The sequence below is a fragment of the Rhizorhabdus sp. P4_G5 genome, from assembly GCF_056401065.1.
Genome location: NZ_JBFUKB010000002.1, coordinates 210,917 through 230,317, shown reverse-complemented (window position 1 = coordinate 230,317; position 19,401 = coordinate 210,917). Strand labels below are relative to the sequence as shown.

The window sequence follows — 19,401 nt, the reverse complement described above, 5'->3', positions numbered from 1 at the left end:
CGCGGAAATGACGACCTATGTTCTTAGAGGTCGTGCTGCCGGCGCAGGCCGGTATCCAGTTGCGCCATCGAGCGCCTGGACCCGACTTCGCTGGGGCCAAGCTGGAGAAAATATGGCTCAGGAAATCGCTACGCTGGCCGGTGGCTGCTTCTGGTGCATCGAAGCGGTATTCGACGATGTGATCGGAGTGAGTTCGGTCGAGAGCGGCTATATTGGCGGGCAAGTCGCTAATCCTACCTATCAGCAGGTGTGCGGCGGACGTACCGGCCATGCCGAGGCAATCCGGGTTGCGTTCGATCCCGAGGTGATCAGCTATGGCGAAATCCTCGATATCTTCTTTCACGTCCACGACCCCACCCAGCTCAATCGGCAGGGCAATGACGTCGGCACACAATATCGATCGGCGATCTTTCCGCATTCGACGGAGCAGGAGGCCGAAGCCGAGGCTGCGATCGAACGGGCCCAGGCCGATTGGCCGCAGCGGATCGTCACCACCATCGAGCCCGACGCGCCCTGGTATGTCGCCGAAGATTATCATCAGGAATATTTTGCTCGCGAGGGAGGGAACAACGGCTATTGCGTGATGGTGGTGGCGCCCAAGCTCGCGAAATTCCGCAAGAGCTATGCTGCGCGCCTCAAGACGAACGCGCCGGCTTGACGCTCGTCATCCCGGACTTGTTTCAGATCCATCGCTGGGCGGGCGGGGCGCCGCGGCTCTCTCCAGCCGGTCGTTGATCGCGAGGCCGAGGCCGGCGCGGGGTATCGGTGCGACAGCGATTGCTGCAGCGTCCGATCGATCCGCCTCGTGAAGCATATCAAATAGTCGGGTCGCGGCCTCGGCGAGATCGCCGCGATCCGACAAGCTGCTTCGTCCGGCGACCGGGCCGAAACCGATATGGAACTCGTCCGCGCCCGCAATGTCGGCATCGAGCCGCACCCTCTTCGCTGGCGCATAATGGCTGAGCATCTGTCCCGGCGCCTCGATCTCGCCGTTGTCACCGGTGTCGACGGCCATCCCCGCGACCAGTTCCAGCATCTCCACGGTCACGCTGCCCGGGCGCAGCAATCGTAGTCCGCCGTCCGCGACCGCGACGATGGTCGACTCGATTCCAACTTCGGTGGCGCCGCCATCGAGCACAAGTTCGATCTTCCCATCGAGCGATCGTGCGGCATGTTCGGCGCGGGTCGCACTGATCGAACCGCTGGCGTTGGCGGACGGCGCCGCAAGAGGATGGCCGACGCTGGCGATCAGGGCGCGCATGACGGGGTGCGCGGGTGCACGGACGGCGATCGTCTCCAGGCCGGCAGTGACCAGGCTCGCGATCCTGGCACTGGCTCCGGTGGGCAGGACCATCGTCAGGGGCCCTGGCCAGAAGGCCTCCGCAAGGCGACGGGCGAGTGGCGAGAAAAGCGCCAGGCCTTCGGCCATCGCAAGATCTGCCACATGGACGATCAGCGGATTGAAGCTGGGCCGTCCCTTGGCGGCATAAATCGCCGCCACGGCCTCGCCCGATGTTGCGTCTCCAGCCAGCCCATAGACCGTCTCGGTCGGCACGGCGACCGGTACGCCACGCCCGATCAGCGCGGCGGCCTCGGCGATGCCGGCTTCGTCTGCGGAGATGATACGGGTCGAGATCATCTCCGCGCCGCTATAGCGCGTAGCCGGGAAGGGCAAGGATCAGCTGTCGACGCGTTCGAGCAGGTCGGCCGGGTCTATCTTGAGGCGCCGCATGCTCCGCACGACGCGCGGCCACTCGTCGCGCAGGAAGGTCTCCCGCGCCTCGCGGCGCAGGCGCGCGGTCGCCCCCTCGGCCACGAACATGCCCACGCCGCGCTTTACCGCGACGAAGCCTTCGTCCTGAAATCCCTGATAGGCTTTTGCAGCGGTCAGCGGGTTGGCGCCATGCTGCGCAGCAAAAACGCGCACCGACGGCAGTGCGTCACCATCACCGAACGTGCCATCAAGGATCGACTCGGCGATGATATCGCGAAGGCGAAGATAAACGGGGCGATCCTGGCTGCTCATGGCGTCACACTGTCCTAACACAGCAGGGCGCGTCAACGGCAATCAGCCTTTCCACGTCGAAACGACAGCTTCATACGTCGGCCGGGGCCGCTCCTCGAGCGGACGCGATGGCGAGCCGAGGAAGAGGAAACCGGCGATGCGGTCCTGCGGTGCGCCGCCCAGCGATTCTAGAACCTGCGCGTCATAGGCCGCCCATCCCGTCAGCCAGCAGCCGACGAAACCCGCGGCATGGGTAGCCATCAGCAGATTCATGCAGGCTGCCCCGGCCGAAAGTTCCTGTTCCCAGCGGGGGATCTTGCTATTCGCAGCCGGGGTGGACAGCACGGCGACGAGCACCGGCGCCTGGTGCGCGAATTGATCCATCGCCTCCAGTTCGATCCGGCCGGCATCCGGCTTCTCGGCGCGATAGGCGTCCTGCAGCAGATCCGCGAAGGCGCGGCGGCGATCGCTTTCGATGATCACGAACCGCCAGGGGTTCAGCTTGCCATGGTCCGGCACGCGCATGGCGACCTCCAGGATCTGGCGCAATTGCGCGCTGTCGGGGCCGGGCGCCACCATGTCGCGCGGCTTGGCCGAACGGCGGGTGGCGAGCAGGGTAGCGGTCGAGCTGAGATCGTTGAACATGTCGGTCTCCCTACCGCATCAACATTCAGCTTCACAGGGCCGGAATCGTTGTTACTCTTTACATCCATGAAGGCAGCGGCGGCGCGGGCGCGCCCCAAGAGCCCAACGCACAGAACAGAAAGCACTTCATGGTCAATCCCGACGCCGATGCCACCACCGAGCCCGGAACCCCCCATCTGAGCCGATCCGACGGCGACGACTGGTTCGGCCACCCCAGGCAGCTTGCCAGGCTGTTCTCGACCGAGGCAATGGAGCGCTTCGGCTATTATGGGATGAGGGCACTTCTCACCCTCTATCTCACCCAGCATTTCCTGTTCAGCGACCAGACCACCAACGGGCTTTACGGCGGTTTCACGGCGCTGGTGTACCTGACCCCGCTGATCGGCGGCATTCTCGCGGATCGCTATCTCGGTTCGAAGCGATCGGTGAAGTTCGGCGCGATCCTGATGTCGATCGCCTATTTTACGCTGTGCTTCGGCGGCCCCACGGCCAAGCCCTATGCGCTTGTCGATGGCACCCGCTACGAGGTGGTCATCGACGAGGCCAAGCAGCAATATATAGTCGACAACGGTCAGAAGCTGGCGATCAAGGGCCAGGAGGACGGGTCGGTAACCCTGGCGGCGCCTGATGGCCAGGTGGTGCGCACCATCGCCAAGGGCGGCTTCAGGTCCGATGCAGACCGCAGCGCCGTCCATACCGGGCTGATGCTGGTTGCACTGGCGCTGCTCACGATCGGCAACGGCTTCTTCAAGCCGAACATCTCGACGATCGTCGGCGCGCTCTATCCGGTCGGCGATCGCAGGCGCGATGCCGGCTTCACCATCTTCTATATGGGGATCAACCTTGGATCGCTCTTCTCGCAGATCCTCTGTCCATTCCTTGCCGTCGCGCTAGGCTGGTGGGCAGGCTTCGGCCTCGCCGCGATGGGCATGATGATCAGCTGGGGCCTGATCCAGTTCGCTGGCGACAAGCTGGCGGGCTATGGCGATCCGCCGCCGGGACAGACCAAGGACCGCTCGCCGCTGATCTATATCGGCGCGATCGCAGCGATCCCGATCGGCTGGTTTCTCTTCACCAACCTGATGAGCAGCCAGAGCGCCGAAGCCGGCAGCGGCATCGTCGGCTATCTGCTGGCGCTGCCGATCATGGGCAAGGTGCTGTTCTTCACTTTCCTCGCATCGGTCATCTTCATTCCGATATGGGCCTGGAAGGCAGGCAATCGCATCGAGTTCCAGATGATGGTCGCCGCCATCGTCCTGATCATCTTCAACGTCGTGTTCTGGACGCTGTTCGAGCAGGCTGGTTCATCGCTGACGCTGTTCGCCGATCGCAACACCGATCTCTCGATCTTCGGGCTGTTCACGATGTCGGCGGGGCAGACCCAGTTCTTCAACGCCTTCTTCATCGTCGTGCTGGCGCCGCTGACCTCGGTCATGTGGAATGCGCTGGGCCGCCGTGGACTGGAGCCGTCAATCCCGATCAAGTTCGCGATCGCGCTGGCCGGCGTCGGCCTCGGCTTCCTCGCGCTGGTGTGGGGAACGCGCTATGCCGGGGCGGACTTCAAGGTGTCGGTATGGTGGCTGGCCTTGCTCTACCTGATCCACTCGATGGCGGAACTCTGCATCTCGCCGGTCGGCCTGTCGATGATCACAAAGCTGTCGATTGCGCGCGTAGTCGGGTTGATGATGGGATTGTGGTTCCTGTCGATCAGCTGCGCCCAATATGTCGCAGGCGTGGTCGCGCAGGTCGCGAGCGTCGAGACGGTCGGCGGTCAGGTCACCAACCTCAAGGTCAGCCTCGAAACCTATGCCGGCGTGTTCCAGACGATTGGCCTCATCTCGATCGGCATAGGCGTGGTGCTGTTCGTCCTGTCCCCGGTCATCAGGAAGTGGATGCATGGTGTCCAATAAGCGCAGGCTGGACATGACGCTGCTCAAGGCTTGCTAGCGGTGGGCGTGTCAGTCCCACCCCTTAATGGCGGAGTGGATCTCGCCCGATGTGAAGGGCTTGAGGCGCGGCGTATTTGAGCGCATCTAACGGTGGAAATCCGGGCGGGGACCCTCCTAATATGGCGCGTAAATATTTCGGCACCGACGGTATCCGGGGCCGCACCAACGAAAGCCCGATGACGGCCGAGATCGCCATGAAGGTGGGACAGGCGGCGGGCGCACACTTCCTGCGCGGCGAGCATCGCCATCGCGTGGTCATCGGCAAGGATACCCGGCTGTCGGGCTATATGATGGAGTCGGCGCTGGTCGCGGGCTTCACCAGCGTCGGCATGGACGTGGTGATGATGGGGCCGATTCCGACCCCGGCGGTCGCGATGCTGACCCGCTCGATGCGCGCCGATCTCGGCGTGATGATCTCGGCCAGCCACAATATGTTCGCCGACAACGGCATCAAGCTGTTCGGGCCCGACGGCTACAAGCTGTCCGACGACGACGAAGCGGCGATCGAGGCGCGGCTGGACAAATCGACGAAGCTTGCGGCCTCCGCCGATATCGGCCGTGCGCGCCGCGTCGAGGACGCACGGGGGCGTTATGTCCACGCGGTCAAGTCGAGCTTTCCGGAGCATCTTCGCCTCGACGGCCTGCGCATCGTCATCGATTGCGCCAATGGTGCCGCCTATGAGGTCGCTCCATCGGCGTTGTGGGAGTTGGGTGCCGATGTAATCTCGATCGGGGTGACTCCCAACGGCATCAACATCAACGACAAGTGCGGCTCTACCGACACCAAAGCGCTGCAGGACAAGGTCCGTGAGACGCGCGCCGACATCGGCATTGCCCTGGATGGCGACGCCGACCGGCTGATCATCGTCGACGATCAGGCCAAGGTCGTCGATGGCGACCAGCTGATGGCGCTGATCGCCACGGGCGCCAACCATCGCGGCGAACTGAAGGGCGGCGGGCTGGTCGCCACGGTGATGTCCAACCTGGGCCTGGAACGCTACCTGGCATCTCAGAAGCTGAGCCTGCACCGTACGCAGGTCGGCGATCGCTATGTGGTCGAGACGATGCGTGCCGAGGGCTTCAACGTCGGCGGCGAGCAATCGGGTCACATCATCATGACCGATCACGCCACTACCGGCGATGGCCTGATCGCCGCGCTGCAGGTGCTGGCGCGGCTGGTTGAGAGCGGCAAGCCCGCCCATGAACTGCTTCACCTGTTCGATCCGCTGCCCCAGCTTCTCAAGAATGTCCGTTTCACTGGCGGTGAGCCGCTGAAGGACGACAAGGTGATCGCCGCGATCAGTGATGCGGAGGAGAAGCTCGAAGGCACCGGCCGGCTCGTCATCCGCAAATCGGGCACGGAGCCGCTGATCCGGGTGATGGCCGAAGGCGAGGACCGCAAGCTCGTCGAAACCATGGTCGACCAGATTTGCGAGGCGGTCCGCAAGGCCGCTTGAGACTATGGCGATGGCGCGAATCCTGATCATCGCCGGCTCGGACTCGGGCGGCGGCGCGGGCATCCAGGCGGATATCAAGACGGTCACCCTGCTCGGCGGTCATGCGATGACGGCGATCACCGCCCTGACCGCGCAGAACACGCTGGGGGTCACCGCGGTTCACGCCGTGCCTGTCGAGATGGTGATCGCACAGATCGACGCGGTGGTGAGCGACATCGGCGTGGATGCGATCAAGATCGGCATGATCGGCTCGGCGGAGATCGCCGAAGCCGTGGCCGACCGGCTCGATCGGCCGGATCTGGCCGCAGTTCCGCTGGTGTTCGATCCGGTGATGATCGCGACCAGCGGCAGCAGGCTGGCGGACGAGGCGGCGATCGCCGTTTTCGGCCGGCTGCTGGGCCGGGCGGCGGTGTCGACGCCCAATATCGATGAACTGGCTGCGCTGCGCGGCCTTGCCTTGCGCGGCGCGGCCGAGATCGCTGCGGCTGCCGCTCACCTGATGGCGCATGGGAGCGGGGCGATTCTCGCTACCGGAGCCAATCTGTCGGAGGGCATCCTGACCGACATGCTCTTCTCCGGTGGGGTTTCGCCCCGGTCCTGGGAGGCGCAGCGTATCGACACAATCCATGATCATGGAACGGGCTGCACGCTGGCCAGCGCCATCGCTACGGGGCTGGGGCAGGGCATGGCGCTACCAGCGGCGATCGACCGGGCGCGGGGGTTCGTCAGGGCAGCACTGCTCGACGCACCCGCGCTCGGGAAAGGGCATGGCCCGATGGGTTTCCGCTTTCTTCTCGCGGATGAGAGAGCGTAGAGGACGGGACATCATCGTCCCGCTAAGCGTCAGGCCGCTTCGGTAGGCTCCAGCCCGAGCAGGACCGATAGATCCAGCCGCCGCCGCGAGATGTCGGCCAGCGTATATCGATCGAATACCGCCAAAAAGGCCTCCAAAGCCTCGCCCAGCACGCCCGTGAGGCCGCAGGCGGGTGCGATCAGACAGGTATGGCAGTCCGCCAGAGCGTGATCGTGCTCCGTATGGCGGACAACCGCGCCGATCGAGATTTGCTCTGCCGGCAGCGCCAGGGTGATGCCACCACCGCGCCCACGCGTTGTCCGGATGAAGCCGGCTCTGCCGAGGAGATGGACCACCTTCATCAAATGGTTCTCGGAGATCGCGTAGGTGCGCGCGATTTCGGCAATGGATGCGCGGCGTTCGGGCCGCACCGCCAGGTGGATCAGAACGCGCAGCGCATAATCGGTGTGGCGGGAGAGGCGCATGCCGCAGGATAGGCGATCGCTAAGATATATTCAATTTGCATCTTCTTCGGAGCCTATGTAGATGTATGTTAGATACATCTTAAAGGGGATTCGCATGAGCAAGCCGCTATCGAAGCAGACCATCGACATCGTCAAAGCTACCGCGCCCGCGCTTCAGGAGCATGGCGTGGCGATTACGACGCGCATGTACGAACGCCTGTTCACCGATCCGGCGGTCAAGGACCTGTTCGATCAGGCCGCGCAGGAGTCGGGCGAGCAGCCAAAGCGGCTTGCCGCCGCGATCCTTGCCTATGCGAAGAATGTCGACAATCTCGGTGCGCTCACATCGGCGGTTGAGCGGATGGGCGCGCGGCATGTCGATACCGGGGTCAAGCCGGAGCATTATCCGGCGGTTGCCGCCGCGCTACTGCCAGCGATCAAGGATGTTCTCGGCGATGCGGTCGACCAGACGGTTCTCAACGCCTGGGGCGAGGCCTATTGGTTCCTGGCCGACATCCTGATCACACGTGAGCGCGAACTCTACGCCGCGGCTGCATAGCTTAAGGCCGATCAGCGCGACCGGCACCTGATGACAGCATAAGAAAAGGCCGCCCGGATCGCTCCGGACGGCCTTTTTCTTATCTGGTCGAAGACTCAGGCTTCTTCGGCGGGCTGCTCTTCGAGCAGATCCGCATTGATCTCGCCGGGTTCGGCGTTGGGATCATAAGCTTCGGTGAAGCCGGCCTCGTCGCGCTCGAACATCGATGCCATGACATCGACGCCCTGCGACTGCAGCTCGGCCTCTTCGGGCGAGCGTGCAACGTTGACGGTGATGCTGCGGCTGACCTCGGCGTGAAGGACGACCTTCACCTCGTGAACGCCGATCGCCTTGATCGGGCGGCTGAGCACGATCGCCGACTTGGCGACCTTGATGCCGTCTTCGGCGAGTGCATCGGCGATGTCGCGGGTCGAAACCGAGCCGTAGAGCTGGCCGGTGTTCGATGCCTGGCGGATCAGGACGATCGACTTGCCTTCGAGCGAGCCGGCTTCCTGTTCCGCAGTGACGCGGCGGTTGGCGTTGTCTGTTTCGATCTGGGCGCGGTTCGCCTCAAAGACCTTCTTATTGGCTTCGTTGGCGCGCAGTGCCTTCTTGCGGGGCAGCAGATAATTGCGTGCAAACCCGGCCTTGACGGAGACGACGTCCCCGATCTGGCCCAGCTTTTCAACGCGTTCGAGCAGGATCACGTCCATGGTGGCGGTCCTCCCTTCTTACTTGACGATGTAGGGAAGCAGCCCGATGTGACGGGCGCGCTTGATCGCCTTGGCGAGTTCGCGCTGCTTCTTGGCGGACACTGCAGTGATGCGGCTCGGAACGATCTTGCCACGCTCGGACACGAAGCCCTGCAGCAGACGGACATCCTTGAAATCGATCTTGGGAGCATCCTTCGCGGAGAAAGGGCAGCTCTTGCGGCGGCGGAAAAATGCGCGTGCCATGTGTCTATTCTCCCTTACGCCATTTCGCGATCATCGCGGCGGGGGCGGTCGCCCCGGTCGCCACGATCACCACGGTCGCCGCGATCACCACGGCCGTCACGGCGGCCGTCGCGCTCGTTGCGCTCGCCACGGCGCATCATCGCCGACGGGCCGGCTTCCAGCTCGTCGAAGCGGATGGTCATGTAGCGGATCACGTCTTCGTTGATCGCAGTCTGGCGCTCGAGCTCGGCGACCACACCCGCGGGGGCGTCGATCTGGAGCATCACATAGTGCGCCTTGCGGTTCTTCGCGATGCGATAGGCGAGGCTGCGAAGACCCCAGGTCTCGGTCTTGACGACCTTGCCTTTGCCATCTTCGACGATTCGGGTGGCGGCTTCCGCCAGCGCGTCGACCTGAGCTTGAGCCAGATCCTGACGCGCGAGAAACACATGCTCGTAGAGAGCCATGTTCGCGTCTTCCTTACATTTGGCCGATCGCTGACGTCGTGCCAATCACGAACGCCCCTCCGGCTGTCTTCCAAAATGCGCAGGGGCAGAGAACGAGTCTCTACCCCGGCTGCGGCGGCCTATGGCGGAATATCGCCATGAAGGCAAGTGCGGGAGGTCGTGCGGAACCGGGAGGAGGGGGAATGGTTCAGGAAGGGGCAGCGTGTAGGATCCGACGATGAAGCTGCTTTGATGACACCACGCGGATTAGCCGCATTCGCCCTCATCGCGATACCCGCCCTGGCGGTACCGCTTCTCGCCGCGACACCGCGCCAGATCCTTACCGAAGCCGCCTTCCAGTCGCGCGACAAGGCGAGCGCCCTGGCGCTGATCGACGAGGCAGACAGGGGCGCCGCTGCATTGCTGGCGCGCGATGGGAGCAATCACGAAGCCGCTCTCGTGCGGGCGATGGCACTGGGCTACCGTGCCAAGCTGACGCGCAGCCGCCGCGATGCGGTGGCGGCGCGACGGTTGTTCGAACATTTTGCCGCTGTGTCCCCAAATGATGCGGACGCCGCAGCGGCGATCGGGACCTGGCATCTGGATTCGGTGATCGCTCTGGGCGGCTTCGTTGCGGGCATGGCGATCGGCGCGAAGAAAGCGACAGGTCTGGCGATGATGGATCGTGCGGTCGCGCTTGGCGGCAACCGGGCGCTGTTTCCAGGCCTGGCAGCGCTGCTGAGGCTGGCGATAGATCCTGCTGATCCGCGCGGCCGCGCCCTTGCCGAAACCGCGAGTGCCGCCAAAATCGTGTTACCGATCGACACCATCATGCAGCGCAACGCCGCAGCGTTGCTGGTGCCGCTCCGCGCGGGTGACCGTGGCGCCACGCAGGCGCTCGCAAAGCAGTTGCTGCCTTTCGGCCGGCTGAAGCGGTAAGGCGCCGCAGGCCTTTGGGCTTGCCTCGGCAGCGGCTCTTTCCTACTGCCGCTCGCCAGACGAAGGGAGCCTCGATGCGCGCATTCATCTTTCCCGGCCAGGGCAGCCAGGCCGTAGGCATGGGCAAGGTCCTCGCCGACGCCAGCACCGTGGCGCGCGAGGTCTTCCAGGAGGTCGACGATGCACTCGGCCAGAATTTGTTCAAGCTGATGGTCGAGGGCCCGCCCGACGAGTTGATGCTCACCGAGAATGCCCAGCCCGCCATCATGGCCAACGCCATCGCGACCTGGCGCGTGCTGCAGAAGGAAGGTGGCGTCAGCCTGGTCGACAAGGCTGCCTTCGTCGCCGGACACAGCCTGGGCGAATATAGCGCGCTGTGTGCAGCCGAGGCGATCGATCTGGCCACGACAGCGCGGCTGCTGAAGCTTCGCGGCCAATCGATGCAGGCGGCCGTGCCAGTTGGCGTGGGGGCGATGGCGGTGTTTCTGGGACTCGACTTCGAAGGCGCGAAGACGGTCGCCGAGGAAGCGGCTCAAGGCGAGGTCTGCGAGGCGGCCAATGATAACAGCAACCGTCAGGTCGTCGTCTCCGGGCACAAGGGCGCCGTCGAGCGAGCGATAGAGATTGCCAAGGCGCGCGGCGCCAAGCGCGCGCTGCTTCTGCCGGTATCGGCGCCATTCCACTGCTCGCTGATGCAGCCTGCCGCCGAAGCGATGGCGGAAGCGCTTGGGACGACCGCGGTGCAGAGCCCGCTGGTCCCGGTCTACGCCAACGTCACCGCAGCCCCGGCCGCGGCGCCGCAGGAAATCGTCAAACTGCTCGTCCAGCAGGTGACCGGTACGGTGCGGTGGCGCGAGAGCGTTGCGGCGATGGCCGATGCCGGCGTCGAGCAGTTCGTCGAGTTCGGCGGCAAGGTGGTCGGCCCGATGGTCAAGGACATCACCGACAAGGCGCTGGCGACGAGCGTCGTGACGATGGCCGATATCGAGGCATTCGCGGCGAGTCTGTAGTTTCACGTCACCCCGGCATCCACCGGGATGACGGAGTGGGTGGGGAGGAAGAATATGTTCGATCTTTCAGGCATGACCGCATTGGTCACCGGCGCCTCGGGCGGCATCGGCTCGGCCATCGCCAAGGCATTGGCGGCGCAGGGCGCCAGGGTCGCTCTGTCCGGCACCCGCGAGGAAGCGCTGCAGGCCGTGGCGGCGGAGATCGGCGGCGACGTCGTGGTGCTGCCGTGCAACCTGGGTGAGGCCGCTGCTGTCGATGCTTTGATCCCGCGCGCCGTAGAGGCGCTCGGCAAGATCGACATTCTCGTGAACAATGCCGGCGTCACGCGCGACAATCTGATCATGCGGATGAAGGACGAGGAGTGGGATCAGGTGATCTCGGTCAATCTCGAAGCCGCATTCCGGCTGATCCGCGCTGCGACCAAGCCGATGATGAAGGCGCGCTTCGGACGGGTCATCACGATCACCTCGATCGTCGGCACCACCGGCAACCCCGGGCAGGCCAATTATGCCGCCTCCAAGGCCGGCCTGGTGGGCATGTCCAAGGCGCTGGCGCAGGAACTTGCGAGCCGCAATATCACGGTGAACTGCGTCGCGCCCGGCTTCATCGCTTCGGCAATGACGGACGGGTTACCAGACGCACAGAAGGACGCGCTGCTCGGCAAGATCCCGGCCGGCAAGCTGGGCGAGGGTAGCGATATCGCCGCGGCGGTCGTCTATCTGGCGAGCCCGGAGGCGTCCTATGTCACCGGCCAGACCCTGCATGTGAACGGCGGGATGGCCATGATCTGAAACCGGCGGGTGTCGCCTTTCCGGTTAAATCCGGATCAAGCGCTGCACATCCGTCATCAAACCATGCTTGCAAGCAATGTCGGCCCTCGTTAGGGCAGGCGCAAGAGACCCTAAGGAAGGTTTAGAACATGAGCGAGACCGCTGAGCGCGTTAAGAAGATCGTTGTGGAGCATCTGGGCGTCGAGGCCGAGAAGGTCACCGAGGAAGCCAGCTTCATCGACGATCTTGGCGCAGACAGCCTCGATATCGTCGAGCTGGTCATGGCCTTCGAGGAAGAGTTCGGGGTCGAAATCCCTGACGATGCCGCCGAGAAGATCGGTACCGTCAAGGATGCGATCAGCTATATCGAAAGCCACAAGGGCTGATCGTTCCGCCCACCGGCCGTTGACCGACCGGGGCAGGTGACAGAGCCGAGCAGTTTCAGCGGCTCCCCGACCCCGGACTTTCCGATGGGACGGGGGGCCGCTTTGCCGTTCAAGACAAGATGCAGGAGAATGCCATGCGCCGCGTGGTCATAACCGGATTGGGACTGGTCACGCCACTTGGGGCGGACGTCGAGACCGCATGGGCCAACATCCTGGCCGGCAAGTCGGGTGCCGCCCGGATCACGCGCTTCGATCCGAGCGATCAGGCCTGTACGATCGCCTGCGAGGTGAAGGCTCCCGATCATCCTTATGGGTTCGATCCGGGCAAGCGCGTGGATCACAAGGTTCAGCGCCAGGTCGATCCTTTCATCATCTATGGCATCGATGCCGCCGGCCAGGCGCTCGAGGATGCCGGCCTCCTCGATATGACCGAGGAGGAAAGCTACCGCGCCGGCCTGTCGATCGGGTCGGGCATCGGCGGCCTGCCGGGCATCGAGAGCGAATCGATCGTTCTCCACGAAAAGGGGCCGCGCCGTGTCTCGCCGCATTTCGTCCATGGCCGCCTGATCAACCTCATCTCGGGCCAGGTCTCGATCAAATATGGTCTGCGTGGGCCGAACCATGCGGTCGTCACCGCCTGCTCGACCGGTGCGCACGCGATCGGCGACGCCGCGCGGATGATCTCCATGGACGATGCCGACATCATGGTAGCCGGCGGCGCGGAGGGCGCGATCTGCCCGCTCGGCATCGCCGGCTTCGCCCAGGCGCGCGCGCTGTCGACCGCCTATAATGAGACGCCCGAGAAGGCATCCCGCCCTTATGACAAGGGCCGCGACGGCTTCGTCATGGGCGAGGGGGCCGGCGTTGTCGTGCTCGAGGAATATGAGCATGCCAAGGCTCGCGGCGCGAAGATCTATGCCGAGGTGATCGGCTATGGCCTATCCGGCGACGCCTATCATGTCACCGCGCCACATCCCGAGGGATCCGGCGCCTATCGTTCGATGGCGATGGCGCTCAAGAAGTCGGGCCTGCAGCCATCGGACATCGACTATATCAACGCGCACGGCACCTCGACGCCGCTGGGCGATGAACTTGAGGCCGGCGCGGTTCGGCGGCTGTTTGGCGATGCGCTTCAGACGGTGTCGATGAGCTCGACCAAGTCGGCGATCGGCCATCTGCTGGGCGGCGCCGGCGCGGTTGAGTCGATCTTTTGCATCCTGGCGATACGGGATCAGATCGTGCCGCCGACGCTCAACCTCGAGAATCCGAGCGACGGGCTTGAGGATTTCGATCTCGTCCCGCTTGTCGCCAAGAAGCGCAAGGTCAAGGCGGTGCTCAACAACAGCTTCGGCTTTGGCGGCACCAATGCCAGCCTGATCATGCGCGCAGTCGAGGATTGAGTCGGCGCAGGAAGCCATCGATGCTGCGCCGCCTGATTGCGCTTATCCTGGTACTCGCGCTGGTCGCCGGCGGCGCCGCATTGTGGATATCGCGCGACTGGTGGGGCGACGGTCCGCTCGATAAGCCGGTGACGGTGCAGGTGGCGAGAGGCGACACACTCGCCTCCGCCGCGCGTGCGTTGGAACAGGCCGGAGCGATCCGGTCGACGACCAATTTCCTGCGCTTTGCCCGCCGTTTCGGTCCCGACTCTCCGATCAGAGCCGGCGAGTTCGAGATTCCCGCGCGGGCCAGTGGGCGAACGATCCTCGACATTCTCCAGCACGGCAAACCTGTCCAGCATCTGGTGACCATCCCGGAAGGGATGCCGTCGATCCTGGTCTATGAGCGGTTGATGGCCGAGCCCGAACTCACCGGCACGGTCGACGTCCCGGCGGAGGGATCGGTGCTGCCCGACAGCTACAGCTATGAGAAGGGTGAGCCGCGCGCTGCCGTGCTCGCGCGGATGCAGGTGGCGATGCGGACTGCGCTCGACGACGCCTGGACGGCACGCAAGCCGACCACCGTTGCGCGCGACAAGCGCCAGGCGCTGATTCTCGCCTCGATCGTCGAGAAGGAGACCGGGATCGCGTCGGAACGGCCGATGGTCGCCGCCGTCTATTCGAATCGCATCCGCGAGGGGATGAAGCTGCAGGCCGATCCGACAGTGATCTACCCGATCACCAAGGGTAAGCCGCTTGGCCGGCGGATCAAGCGCTCCGAACTGAACGCGGTGAACGGCTATAATACTTATGCGTCTACCGGCCTTCCCGCCGGGCCGATCGCCAATCCGAGCCTCGCGGCGATCGAGGCCGTGCTTGATCCGGCGAAGAGCAAGGCGCTTTATTTTGTGGCCAGCGGCAAGGGTGGCCATGTCTTCGCCAACACCCTGGCCGAGCATAACGCCAATGTGCAGCGCTTTTACGCCTTGCGCCGCGCGCGTGGAGAGATGTAGCCGGGGGGGTGCGTCGGCGCGAAGCGGTGCTCAGCCGATCCAGCGCTTCTTCTTCGCCGATGTCGCGAACCACAGTTCGAACCCCGCAACCAGGATGATGATAGCTGGGAGAACCGCCGAGTCTGCCCCGACGGCCTTGGGGAAGCTCGTCATCAGGAAGATGTACCCGAACTGGATGATCACGGAGACCAGCGAGATCAGGTATAACGGTCGCGCCCAGGCACTGCGCAGGAGCAGCGCGAGCGATCCGAAGGTGCCGCTCCAAACCGCCGCGCCGAAGACCCACCAGAGCCATTGCGGCATGTTTGCGACGGCGTCGGCCTCGACCTTGCCCATCGAGGCAGCCAGCTGGTCATAGGATGTGGTGAGTTCCGTATAGAAGGAATAGATGCCCATCGCGCCCCACAGGCACAGAAGCACGGCTAATATCCAGTACCATGCCGGTACCGCTGCACGATCGGTCATCCTCTGTCTCCCGATTGCTTATCTGCCTCAGCCGAGCCAGCCATGGGTCTTGGCCGCACATGCGAACCCGATCTCACCCATGGCGACCAGCGCTATGAAGGCCGGAAAAGCCGCCGATGATATCCCCAGCTTCGCTCCGCCCTTGAAGACTACGAGGAACCAGCCGAACTGGACGATCACGCCAACCAGCGAGGCGATGAACAGGGGGCCCGCGGCCAGCATCCGCAGCAACAGTGCCACGGCGCCGAGCATGCCGGCGCCAACGGCGACGGCATAGGCGACCTTTGCCGCAAGCGGCATGGCGAGCCAAGCCTCGCGCTGGGCTTCGGGCAGCTTGGCGATCTTGTCAGGACCCGCCGTCATCTGGCTGTAGCAGGCGGCGCAGCCGATCAGGTTCCAGATCAGGATGAGGGCCGAGACGATCCAATACCAGACAGGAACCATCGCGATCTCCCCCTGTCGCAAAACGGACAGAGAATGCTCCGCTTTGGAGGGAATGACAATGCCGGTCTAGAGACGCAGTCCCTCCGTCTCGTTCAGGCCCAGTGCGATGTTGAGGTTCTGGACCGCGGCCCCGGCGGCGCCCTTGCCGAGATTGTCGAGGGCCGCCACCAGGCGCGCCTGGCCGGCTTTCTCATCTGCATAGACGAACAGGTCGAGACGATCGGTGCCGGCCGCATGCTCGATCATCAGCGCGGGCGGATTGTCGCGCGCCACGCGGAGGAGCGCGCTGCCGGCATAAGCTTCGCTCAGCACGTCGCGAAGGGCATCGCCGCTCGGGCGGCGGGGCAGCAGGTGCAGGTGCAGGGGGATTTCTACCAGCATGCCGCGATAGGTCCGCGCCACCGAGGGGAAGAAGATCGGCGGGTGATCGAGACCAGCACGCTTCTGCATTTCGGGTACATGCTTGTGGCCAAGCCCGAGGGCATAGGCCCGGAAAGCAGTTTCGGTCGCTTCCGGCGAGTTCGCGTCCTCGAACATCGCGATCATTGACTTGCCGCCGCCCGAATAGCCCGAGACGGCGTTCGTCGACAGGGGCGTATCCGCAGGGAGCAGCCCGGCCCGCACCAGCGGTCGCACCAGCGCCAGAAAACCGGTGGGGTAGCAGCCCGGATTAGAGATCCGCGTCGCCTTTGCCAGGACCTCGCGTTGATCCGGCTCCAGCTCGGCGAAGCCATAGGACCATGAACCCGCAGTCCGATGCGCCGTCGACGCGTCGATGACCCGGGTGCCGGGATTTTCGATCAGGGCGACCGCTTCGCGCGCGGCATCGTCCGGCAAGCACAGGATCACCGCGTCGGCCGCATTGAGCGCCTCGGCACGGGCAGAGGCGTCCTTGCGCCGATCCTCGGCGATCGCCAGCAATTCGATATCGTCGCGACAGGCAAGCCGGTCACGGATCTCTAGTCCGGTGGTGCCCGCGGCACCGTCGATGAAGACCCTCGACGTCATGATATGATTCTCCGCCGGCTCAGTATCGGCCGGTCATGATTGGGGGCGAGACGGGCCACGACATCGGCGAGCGGCTCGATCACCACGCTCATCCAATAGGCATTGGCATGGATCAACCGGAAGTCGTCTACCATCAGCCCGATATGGCCTGGGAAATTGACGATGTCGCCTCGTCGGAGTCGGTCCGTTTCGGCCAATGCCTCGCCCAACGCCTCGCGCTGCATGTCCGTATCACGCGGTGCGGCTATGCCGGTCGCCCCCAACGCCACCTGGACCAGCCCCGAACAGTCTATGCCATCGGCACCGCGGCCACCCCATAGATAAGGCATGCCGAGGAAGACCTCCGCCACGGTGACGGCATCATCAGCCCGCTCGCCGAGCGGCGCGACATGCCGGTCGTGAACGAAGCCGGTCGCGAGCGCGACGAAGCCCCCCTCCGCCTCGCCGGCGAGCCGAGCGCCGAACGGCAGCGTTCCGATGACCGGAGACTTTATGGACGGCCCGGAGAACAGCAGCGCTTCGCGCACCGAGACGCGAAAGCCGGGCTCGAAGGGTAGCGCCAATGAATCGGCTGCGACATAGCCGACATAATGGTCGTGCTTGGAATAGCCCCAGGCCCAGCCTGCGACCACGTCCAGCACGGCGAATTCCTCGCCCGGCAGAATCTGCGAAGCCGCCTCGGCATCGTCACCCGGCGCGGTGCGGATCATGGCGCTGCCACTCGCCACGCGCGGCATAGGCGCGGCGTAATGGGGTGCGAACAGGGTGCCGGCCAGCGCTACGTCGGCGATATCGCGGCGAAACGCGTTGATCCGGCCGTCCAGGCGTCGCGTCGGTCCATCGAGATGAAAGGCGCCGGCCGAGGCGAGCCGGCCGCCGGTGGTCGGTTCAGTTGCGCATCTTCTCGAGATCGATGGACTTTCCGAACGCATCGAGGAAGGCGGCCCCTTTATCGGTCTTGGCGACGAAGATGTTGCGGCGATCATTATCGTCGCGCTCACGGCGCAGATAGCCGAGCGAGCCCAAGGTATTCAAGGCGCGCGTGATGACCGGCTTTGAAACGCCGAGTTGCTGTGCCAAGCCGCGAACGGTGTGAGGACCCGGGGTGATGTAGCTGATCAGCAGCAGGGCCATCTGCCGATTGGTAAGATCAGGCTGCCCCGACCGGACATAGGACACCAGGGCCCGCATCCATTGGGAAAGCTGGTTCTCGGCCATAATACGCGCCCTTCACATGAAAGCTTGGTGGGAGGTGCATTCTCCCAATAAGAAAACACGCGGGCTCCGACTTCGTTTCAGGAAGCGATATATTTTTCCGCGACTCGTCGCTTAAATCCGGCATTCGGGCTTATGCCGAAACGAATCTGGCACGGAGCATTGAGAAAGCCGCTCGCATTCCGAGCGCGTCGCCACCCTTGGGTCTGCCCGGCTTGGCCGTCGGCCGCCAGGCGAATGTATCGAAGTGCGCCCAAGGCGTACCTTGAGGCACGAACCGCTCGAGGAATAGCGCTGCGGTGATGGCGCCGGCCATCCCACCTTCGCCGGCATTGTTGATGTCCGCAGCCGTCGACTTGAGCATCTCGGCATAATCCGCCCAAAGCGGCAGCCGCCATACCGGATCCGAAACCTGCTGCGCCGCGAGAGCGATATCGACCGCGAGCCCCTCATCGTTGGTGAACAGGGCTGGGAGGTCAGGGCCAAGCGCGGTTCGGGCCGCGCCCGTCAAGGTGGCGAAGTCGAGGATCATCAGAGGCTTGTCCTCAGCCGCGCGCGCGAGGGCGTCGCCGAGCACCAGGCGGCCCTCGGCATCTGTGTTGCCGATCTCCACGGAGATCCCCTTGCGGCTGCGCAATATGTCACCAGGCCTGAACGCTTCCGCCGACACGGCATTCTCGACGGCGGGGATGAGCAGGTGAAGGCGAACCGGAAGGCCCGCGCCCATCACCAGTCGCGCCAGCGCCAGCGCGTGCGCCGCGCCGCCCATGTCCTTCTTCATGTTGAGCATTGCCGAGGATGGCTTGATGTCGAGTCCACCCGAATCGAAGCAGACGCCTTTTCCGACGATCGCTACTCTCGGATGCTTCGGATCGCCCCATTCCAGCTCGATGAGCCGGGGCGCGCGATCACGGGTCGCCGCCCGCCCGACCGCCGCGATCATGGGATAGTCCTGGTCGAGTCGGTCGCCCTGGGTGAGCCTGAAAGTCGCATCATGCTCCCTGGCGACGGCTTCCGCCGCCGCGGCGAGCTCGGCCGGCCCCATGTCGGCGGCCGGCGTGTCGACTAGGTCGCGGACCAGCGCAACGGCCTCGGCCAGTGCAACCGAGGTTGCGATGTCGGCCGCATCTTTGGTCAGCAGGACGCGTGCCGGGACCGGCTCCGGCTTTTCCAGATAGCGATCGAAGCGGTGGTGCGCGAGGAGCCAGCCGAGCGCGCCTTCGGTCGGAGCCTCTCCCTCGAGCCGGTAGCGGCCCGCCGGAAGCTTTTGCGCCACCGCCGCGATTTCCCACGGACCGGGATGCTTGGCCGCGCCGAAGACGGCAGACCATTCACCGTCCTTGCGGCCGGGCAAGATCAGCAGTTCGCCCGGCTTCGCCTTGAACTGGCCGGCTGCAGCCAGGGTGCGGACCTGCACTGGCTGCGCTTTCAGCCAATGGCTGAAAGCCTCGGCCGGAAGGGCGGTGAGAAGATGGGCGGGTTCGCCCCGATCGGGGAGGAGCAGGTCGGAAAAATCGGTCATCCAGCGTTTGTAGGGCC

General features: G+C 64.5%; 24 protein-coding genes. 11 read left to right on the top strand and 13 right to left on the bottom strand.

The window, feature by feature from the left end; all coding sequences use genetic code 11:
• The first annotated feature begins 112 nt into the window (after nucleotides 1-112).
• On the top strand, nucleotides 113-658 hold the full coding sequence (gene msrA / locus AC1DQK_RS03390) for a peptide-methionine (S)-S-oxide reductase MsrA (RefSeq protein WP_477867405.1): 546 nt from the start codon (nucleotides 113-115) through the stop codon (nucleotides 656-658).
• Nucleotides 659-664: 6 nt separating this feature from the next.
• Here the strand turns inward: msrA and AC1DQK_RS03385 are convergent, their stop codons facing one another.
• Genes AC1DQK_RS03385 through AC1DQK_RS03375 form a run of 3 tightly spaced genes read right to left on the bottom strand, consistent with a single transcriptional unit; the run spans nucleotide 665 to nucleotide 2,650 of the window.
• Complete coding sequence (locus tag AC1DQK_RS03385; RefSeq protein ID WP_477867403.1) at nucleotides 665-1,639, bottom strand: L-threonylcarbamoyladenylate synthase; 975 nt, start codon at nucleotides 1,637-1,639, stop codon at nucleotides 665-667.
• A gap of 39 nt (nucleotides 1,640-1,678) precedes the next feature.
• Nucleotides 1,679-2,026, bottom strand: a complete 348-nt coding sequence (locus AC1DQK_RS03380; protein WP_477867401.1) for a GntR family transcriptional regulator — start codon at nucleotides 2,024-2,026, stop codon at nucleotides 1,679-1,681.
• A gap of 42 nt (nucleotides 2,027-2,068) precedes the next feature.
• Nucleotides 2,069-2,650: a nitroreductase family protein gene (locus AC1DQK_RS03375; RefSeq protein WP_477867399.1), complete on the bottom strand. Its 582-nt coding sequence runs from the start codon at nucleotides 2,648-2,650 to the stop codon at nucleotides 2,069-2,071.
• 128 nt (nucleotides 2,651-2,778) lie between these two features.
• Between AC1DQK_RS03375 and AC1DQK_RS03370 the strand changes: the two genes are divergently transcribed.
• The 3 genes from AC1DQK_RS03370 (at nucleotide 2,779) to thiD (ending at nucleotide 6,870) form a co-directional block, all read left to right on the top strand.
• On the top strand, nucleotides 2,779-4,560 hold the full coding sequence (locus AC1DQK_RS03370; RefSeq protein WP_477867397.1) for a peptide MFS transporter: 1,782 nt from the start codon (nucleotides 2,779-2,781) through the stop codon (nucleotides 4,558-4,560).
• A gap of 158 nt (nucleotides 4,561-4,718) precedes the next feature.
• Nucleotides 4,719-6,056 carry a phosphoglucosamine mutase gene (glmM, locus tag AC1DQK_RS03365; RefSeq protein WP_477867395.1) on the top strand — a complete coding sequence of 446 codons (1,338 nt, stop codon included), beginning with the start codon at nucleotides 4,719-4,721 and terminating at the stop codon, nucleotides 6,054-6,056.
• 4 nt (nucleotides 6,057-6,060) lie between these two features.
• A complete protein-coding gene (thiD, locus tag AC1DQK_RS03360) occupies nucleotides 6,061-6,870 on the top strand; it encodes a bifunctional hydroxymethylpyrimidine kinase/phosphomethylpyrimidine kinase (protein WP_477867393.1) in 810 nt (269 codons plus the stop codon).
• Nucleotides 6,871-6,899: 29 nt separating this feature from the next.
• Here thiD and AC1DQK_RS03355 read toward each other — a convergent pair whose 3' ends face one another.
• Nucleotides 6,900-7,334: an RrF2 family transcriptional regulator gene (locus AC1DQK_RS03355; RefSeq protein WP_477867391.1), complete on the bottom strand. Its 435-nt coding sequence runs from the start codon at nucleotides 7,332-7,334 to the stop codon at nucleotides 6,900-6,902.
• 94 nt (nucleotides 7,335-7,428) lie between these two features.
• On the opposite strand from AC1DQK_RS03355, the gene AC1DQK_RS03350 reads away from it, so the two are divergent.
• Nucleotides 7,429-7,872: a globin domain-containing protein gene (locus tag AC1DQK_RS03350; protein ID WP_477867389.1), complete on the top strand. Its 444-nt coding sequence runs from the start codon at nucleotides 7,429-7,431 to the stop codon at nucleotides 7,870-7,872.
• Between the two features lie 95 nt (nucleotides 7,873-7,967).
• Here the strand turns inward: AC1DQK_RS03350 and rplI are convergent, their stop codons facing one another.
• Genes rplI through rpsF form a run of 3 tightly spaced genes read right to left on the bottom strand, consistent with a single transcriptional unit; the run spans nucleotide 7,968 to nucleotide 9,253 of the window.
• The gene (gene rplI, locus AC1DQK_RS03345) at nucleotides 7,968-8,564 is read right to left on the bottom strand and encodes a 50S ribosomal protein L9 (protein ID WP_477867387.1); all 597 of its coding nucleotides are present in this window, start codon (nucleotides 8,562-8,564) and stop codon (nucleotides 7,968-7,970) included.
• A gap of 18 nt (nucleotides 8,565-8,582) precedes the next feature.
• Nucleotides 8,583-8,807, bottom strand: a complete 225-nt coding sequence (rpsR, locus tag AC1DQK_RS03340; protein ID WP_037527061.1) for a 30S ribosomal protein S18 — start codon at nucleotides 8,805-8,807, stop codon at nucleotides 8,583-8,585.
• A gap of 14 nt (nucleotides 8,808-8,821) precedes the next feature.
• Nucleotides 8,822-9,253 carry a 30S ribosomal protein S6 gene (gene rpsF / locus AC1DQK_RS03335; protein ID WP_477867385.1) on the bottom strand — a complete coding sequence of 144 codons (432 nt, stop codon included), beginning with the start codon at nucleotides 9,251-9,253 and terminating at the stop codon, nucleotides 8,822-8,824.
• A 231-nt stretch (nucleotides 9,254-9,484) separates the two neighbouring features.
• Here rpsF and AC1DQK_RS03330 point away from each other — a divergent pair, with 231 nt between their 5' ends.
• The 6 genes from AC1DQK_RS03330 (at nucleotide 9,485) to mltG (ending at nucleotide 14,730) form a co-directional block, all read left to right on the top strand.
• Complete coding sequence (locus AC1DQK_RS03330) at nucleotides 9,485-10,171, top strand: hypothetical protein (protein ID WP_477867383.1); 687 nt, start codon at nucleotides 9,485-9,487, stop codon at nucleotides 10,169-10,171.
• Between the two features lie 74 nt (nucleotides 10,172-10,245).
• The gene (gene fabD / locus AC1DQK_RS03325) at nucleotides 10,246-11,181 is read left to right on the top strand and encodes an ACP S-malonyltransferase (RefSeq protein WP_477867381.1); all 936 of its coding nucleotides are present in this window, start codon (nucleotides 10,246-10,248) and stop codon (nucleotides 11,179-11,181) included.
• A 54-nt stretch (nucleotides 11,182-11,235) separates the two neighbouring features.
• Nucleotides 11,236-11,973, top strand: a complete 738-nt coding sequence (fabG, locus tag AC1DQK_RS03320; protein ID WP_477867379.1) for a 3-oxoacyl-[acyl-carrier-protein] reductase — start codon at nucleotides 11,236-11,238, stop codon at nucleotides 11,971-11,973.
• 128 nt (nucleotides 11,974-12,101) lie between these two features.
• Entirely contained in the window at nucleotides 12,102-12,338 is a 237-nt protein-coding gene (locus tag AC1DQK_RS03315) for an acyl carrier protein (protein WP_477867377.1), read from the top strand.
• Nucleotides 12,339-12,472: 134 nt separating this feature from the next.
• Complete coding sequence (gene fabF, locus AC1DQK_RS03310) at nucleotides 12,473-13,738, top strand: beta-ketoacyl-ACP synthase II (RefSeq protein WP_477867375.1); 1,266 nt, start codon at nucleotides 12,473-12,475, stop codon at nucleotides 13,736-13,738.
• A gap of 20 nt (nucleotides 13,739-13,758) precedes the next feature.
• Complete coding sequence (gene mltG, locus AC1DQK_RS03305) at nucleotides 13,759-14,730, top strand: endolytic transglycosylase MltG (RefSeq protein WP_477867373.1); 972 nt, start codon at nucleotides 13,759-13,761, stop codon at nucleotides 14,728-14,730.
• Nucleotides 14,731-14,760: 30 nt separating this feature from the next.
• On the opposite strand, the gene AC1DQK_RS03300 is transcribed toward mltG, so the two are convergent.
• The 6 genes from AC1DQK_RS03300 to AC1DQK_RS03275 form a co-directional block, all read right to left on the bottom strand.
• Complete coding sequence (locus tag AC1DQK_RS03300) at nucleotides 14,761-15,195, bottom strand: hypothetical protein (RefSeq protein WP_477867371.1); 435 nt, start codon at nucleotides 15,193-15,195, stop codon at nucleotides 14,761-14,763.
• 27 nt (nucleotides 15,196-15,222) lie between these two features.
• A complete protein-coding gene (locus AC1DQK_RS03295) occupies nucleotides 15,223-15,639 on the bottom strand; it encodes a hypothetical protein (RefSeq protein ID WP_477867369.1) in 417 nt (138 codons plus the stop codon).
• Between the two features lie 66 nt (nucleotides 15,640-15,705).
• Nucleotides 15,706-16,647 (bottom strand): N-acetyl-gamma-glutamyl-phosphate reductase, encoded by a 942-nt coding sequence (gene argC / locus AC1DQK_RS03290; protein WP_477867367.1) that lies wholly within the window; start codon nucleotides 16,645-16,647, stop codon nucleotides 15,706-15,708.
• Nucleotides 16,644-17,579, bottom strand: coding sequence for an NlpC/P60 family protein (locus AC1DQK_RS03285; protein WP_477867365.1), 936 nt, complete (start codon nucleotides 17,577-17,579; stop codon nucleotides 16,644-16,646). The genes argC and AC1DQK_RS03285 overlap by 4 nt, the downstream gene beginning before the upstream one ends.
• Nucleotides 17,536-17,865, bottom strand: a complete 330-nt coding sequence (locus tag AC1DQK_RS03280; protein WP_477867363.1) for a MarR family transcriptional regulator — start codon at nucleotides 17,863-17,865, stop codon at nucleotides 17,536-17,538. Before AC1DQK_RS03280 ends, AC1DQK_RS03285 begins: the two co-directional genes overlap by 44 nt.
• A 130-nt stretch (nucleotides 17,866-17,995) precedes the next feature.
• Nucleotides 17,996-19,384, bottom strand: a complete 1,389-nt coding sequence (locus tag AC1DQK_RS03275) for a leucyl aminopeptidase family protein (RefSeq protein WP_477867361.1) — start codon at nucleotides 19,382-19,384, stop codon at nucleotides 17,996-17,998.
• Nucleotides 19,385-19,401: the final 17 nt, after the last annotated feature.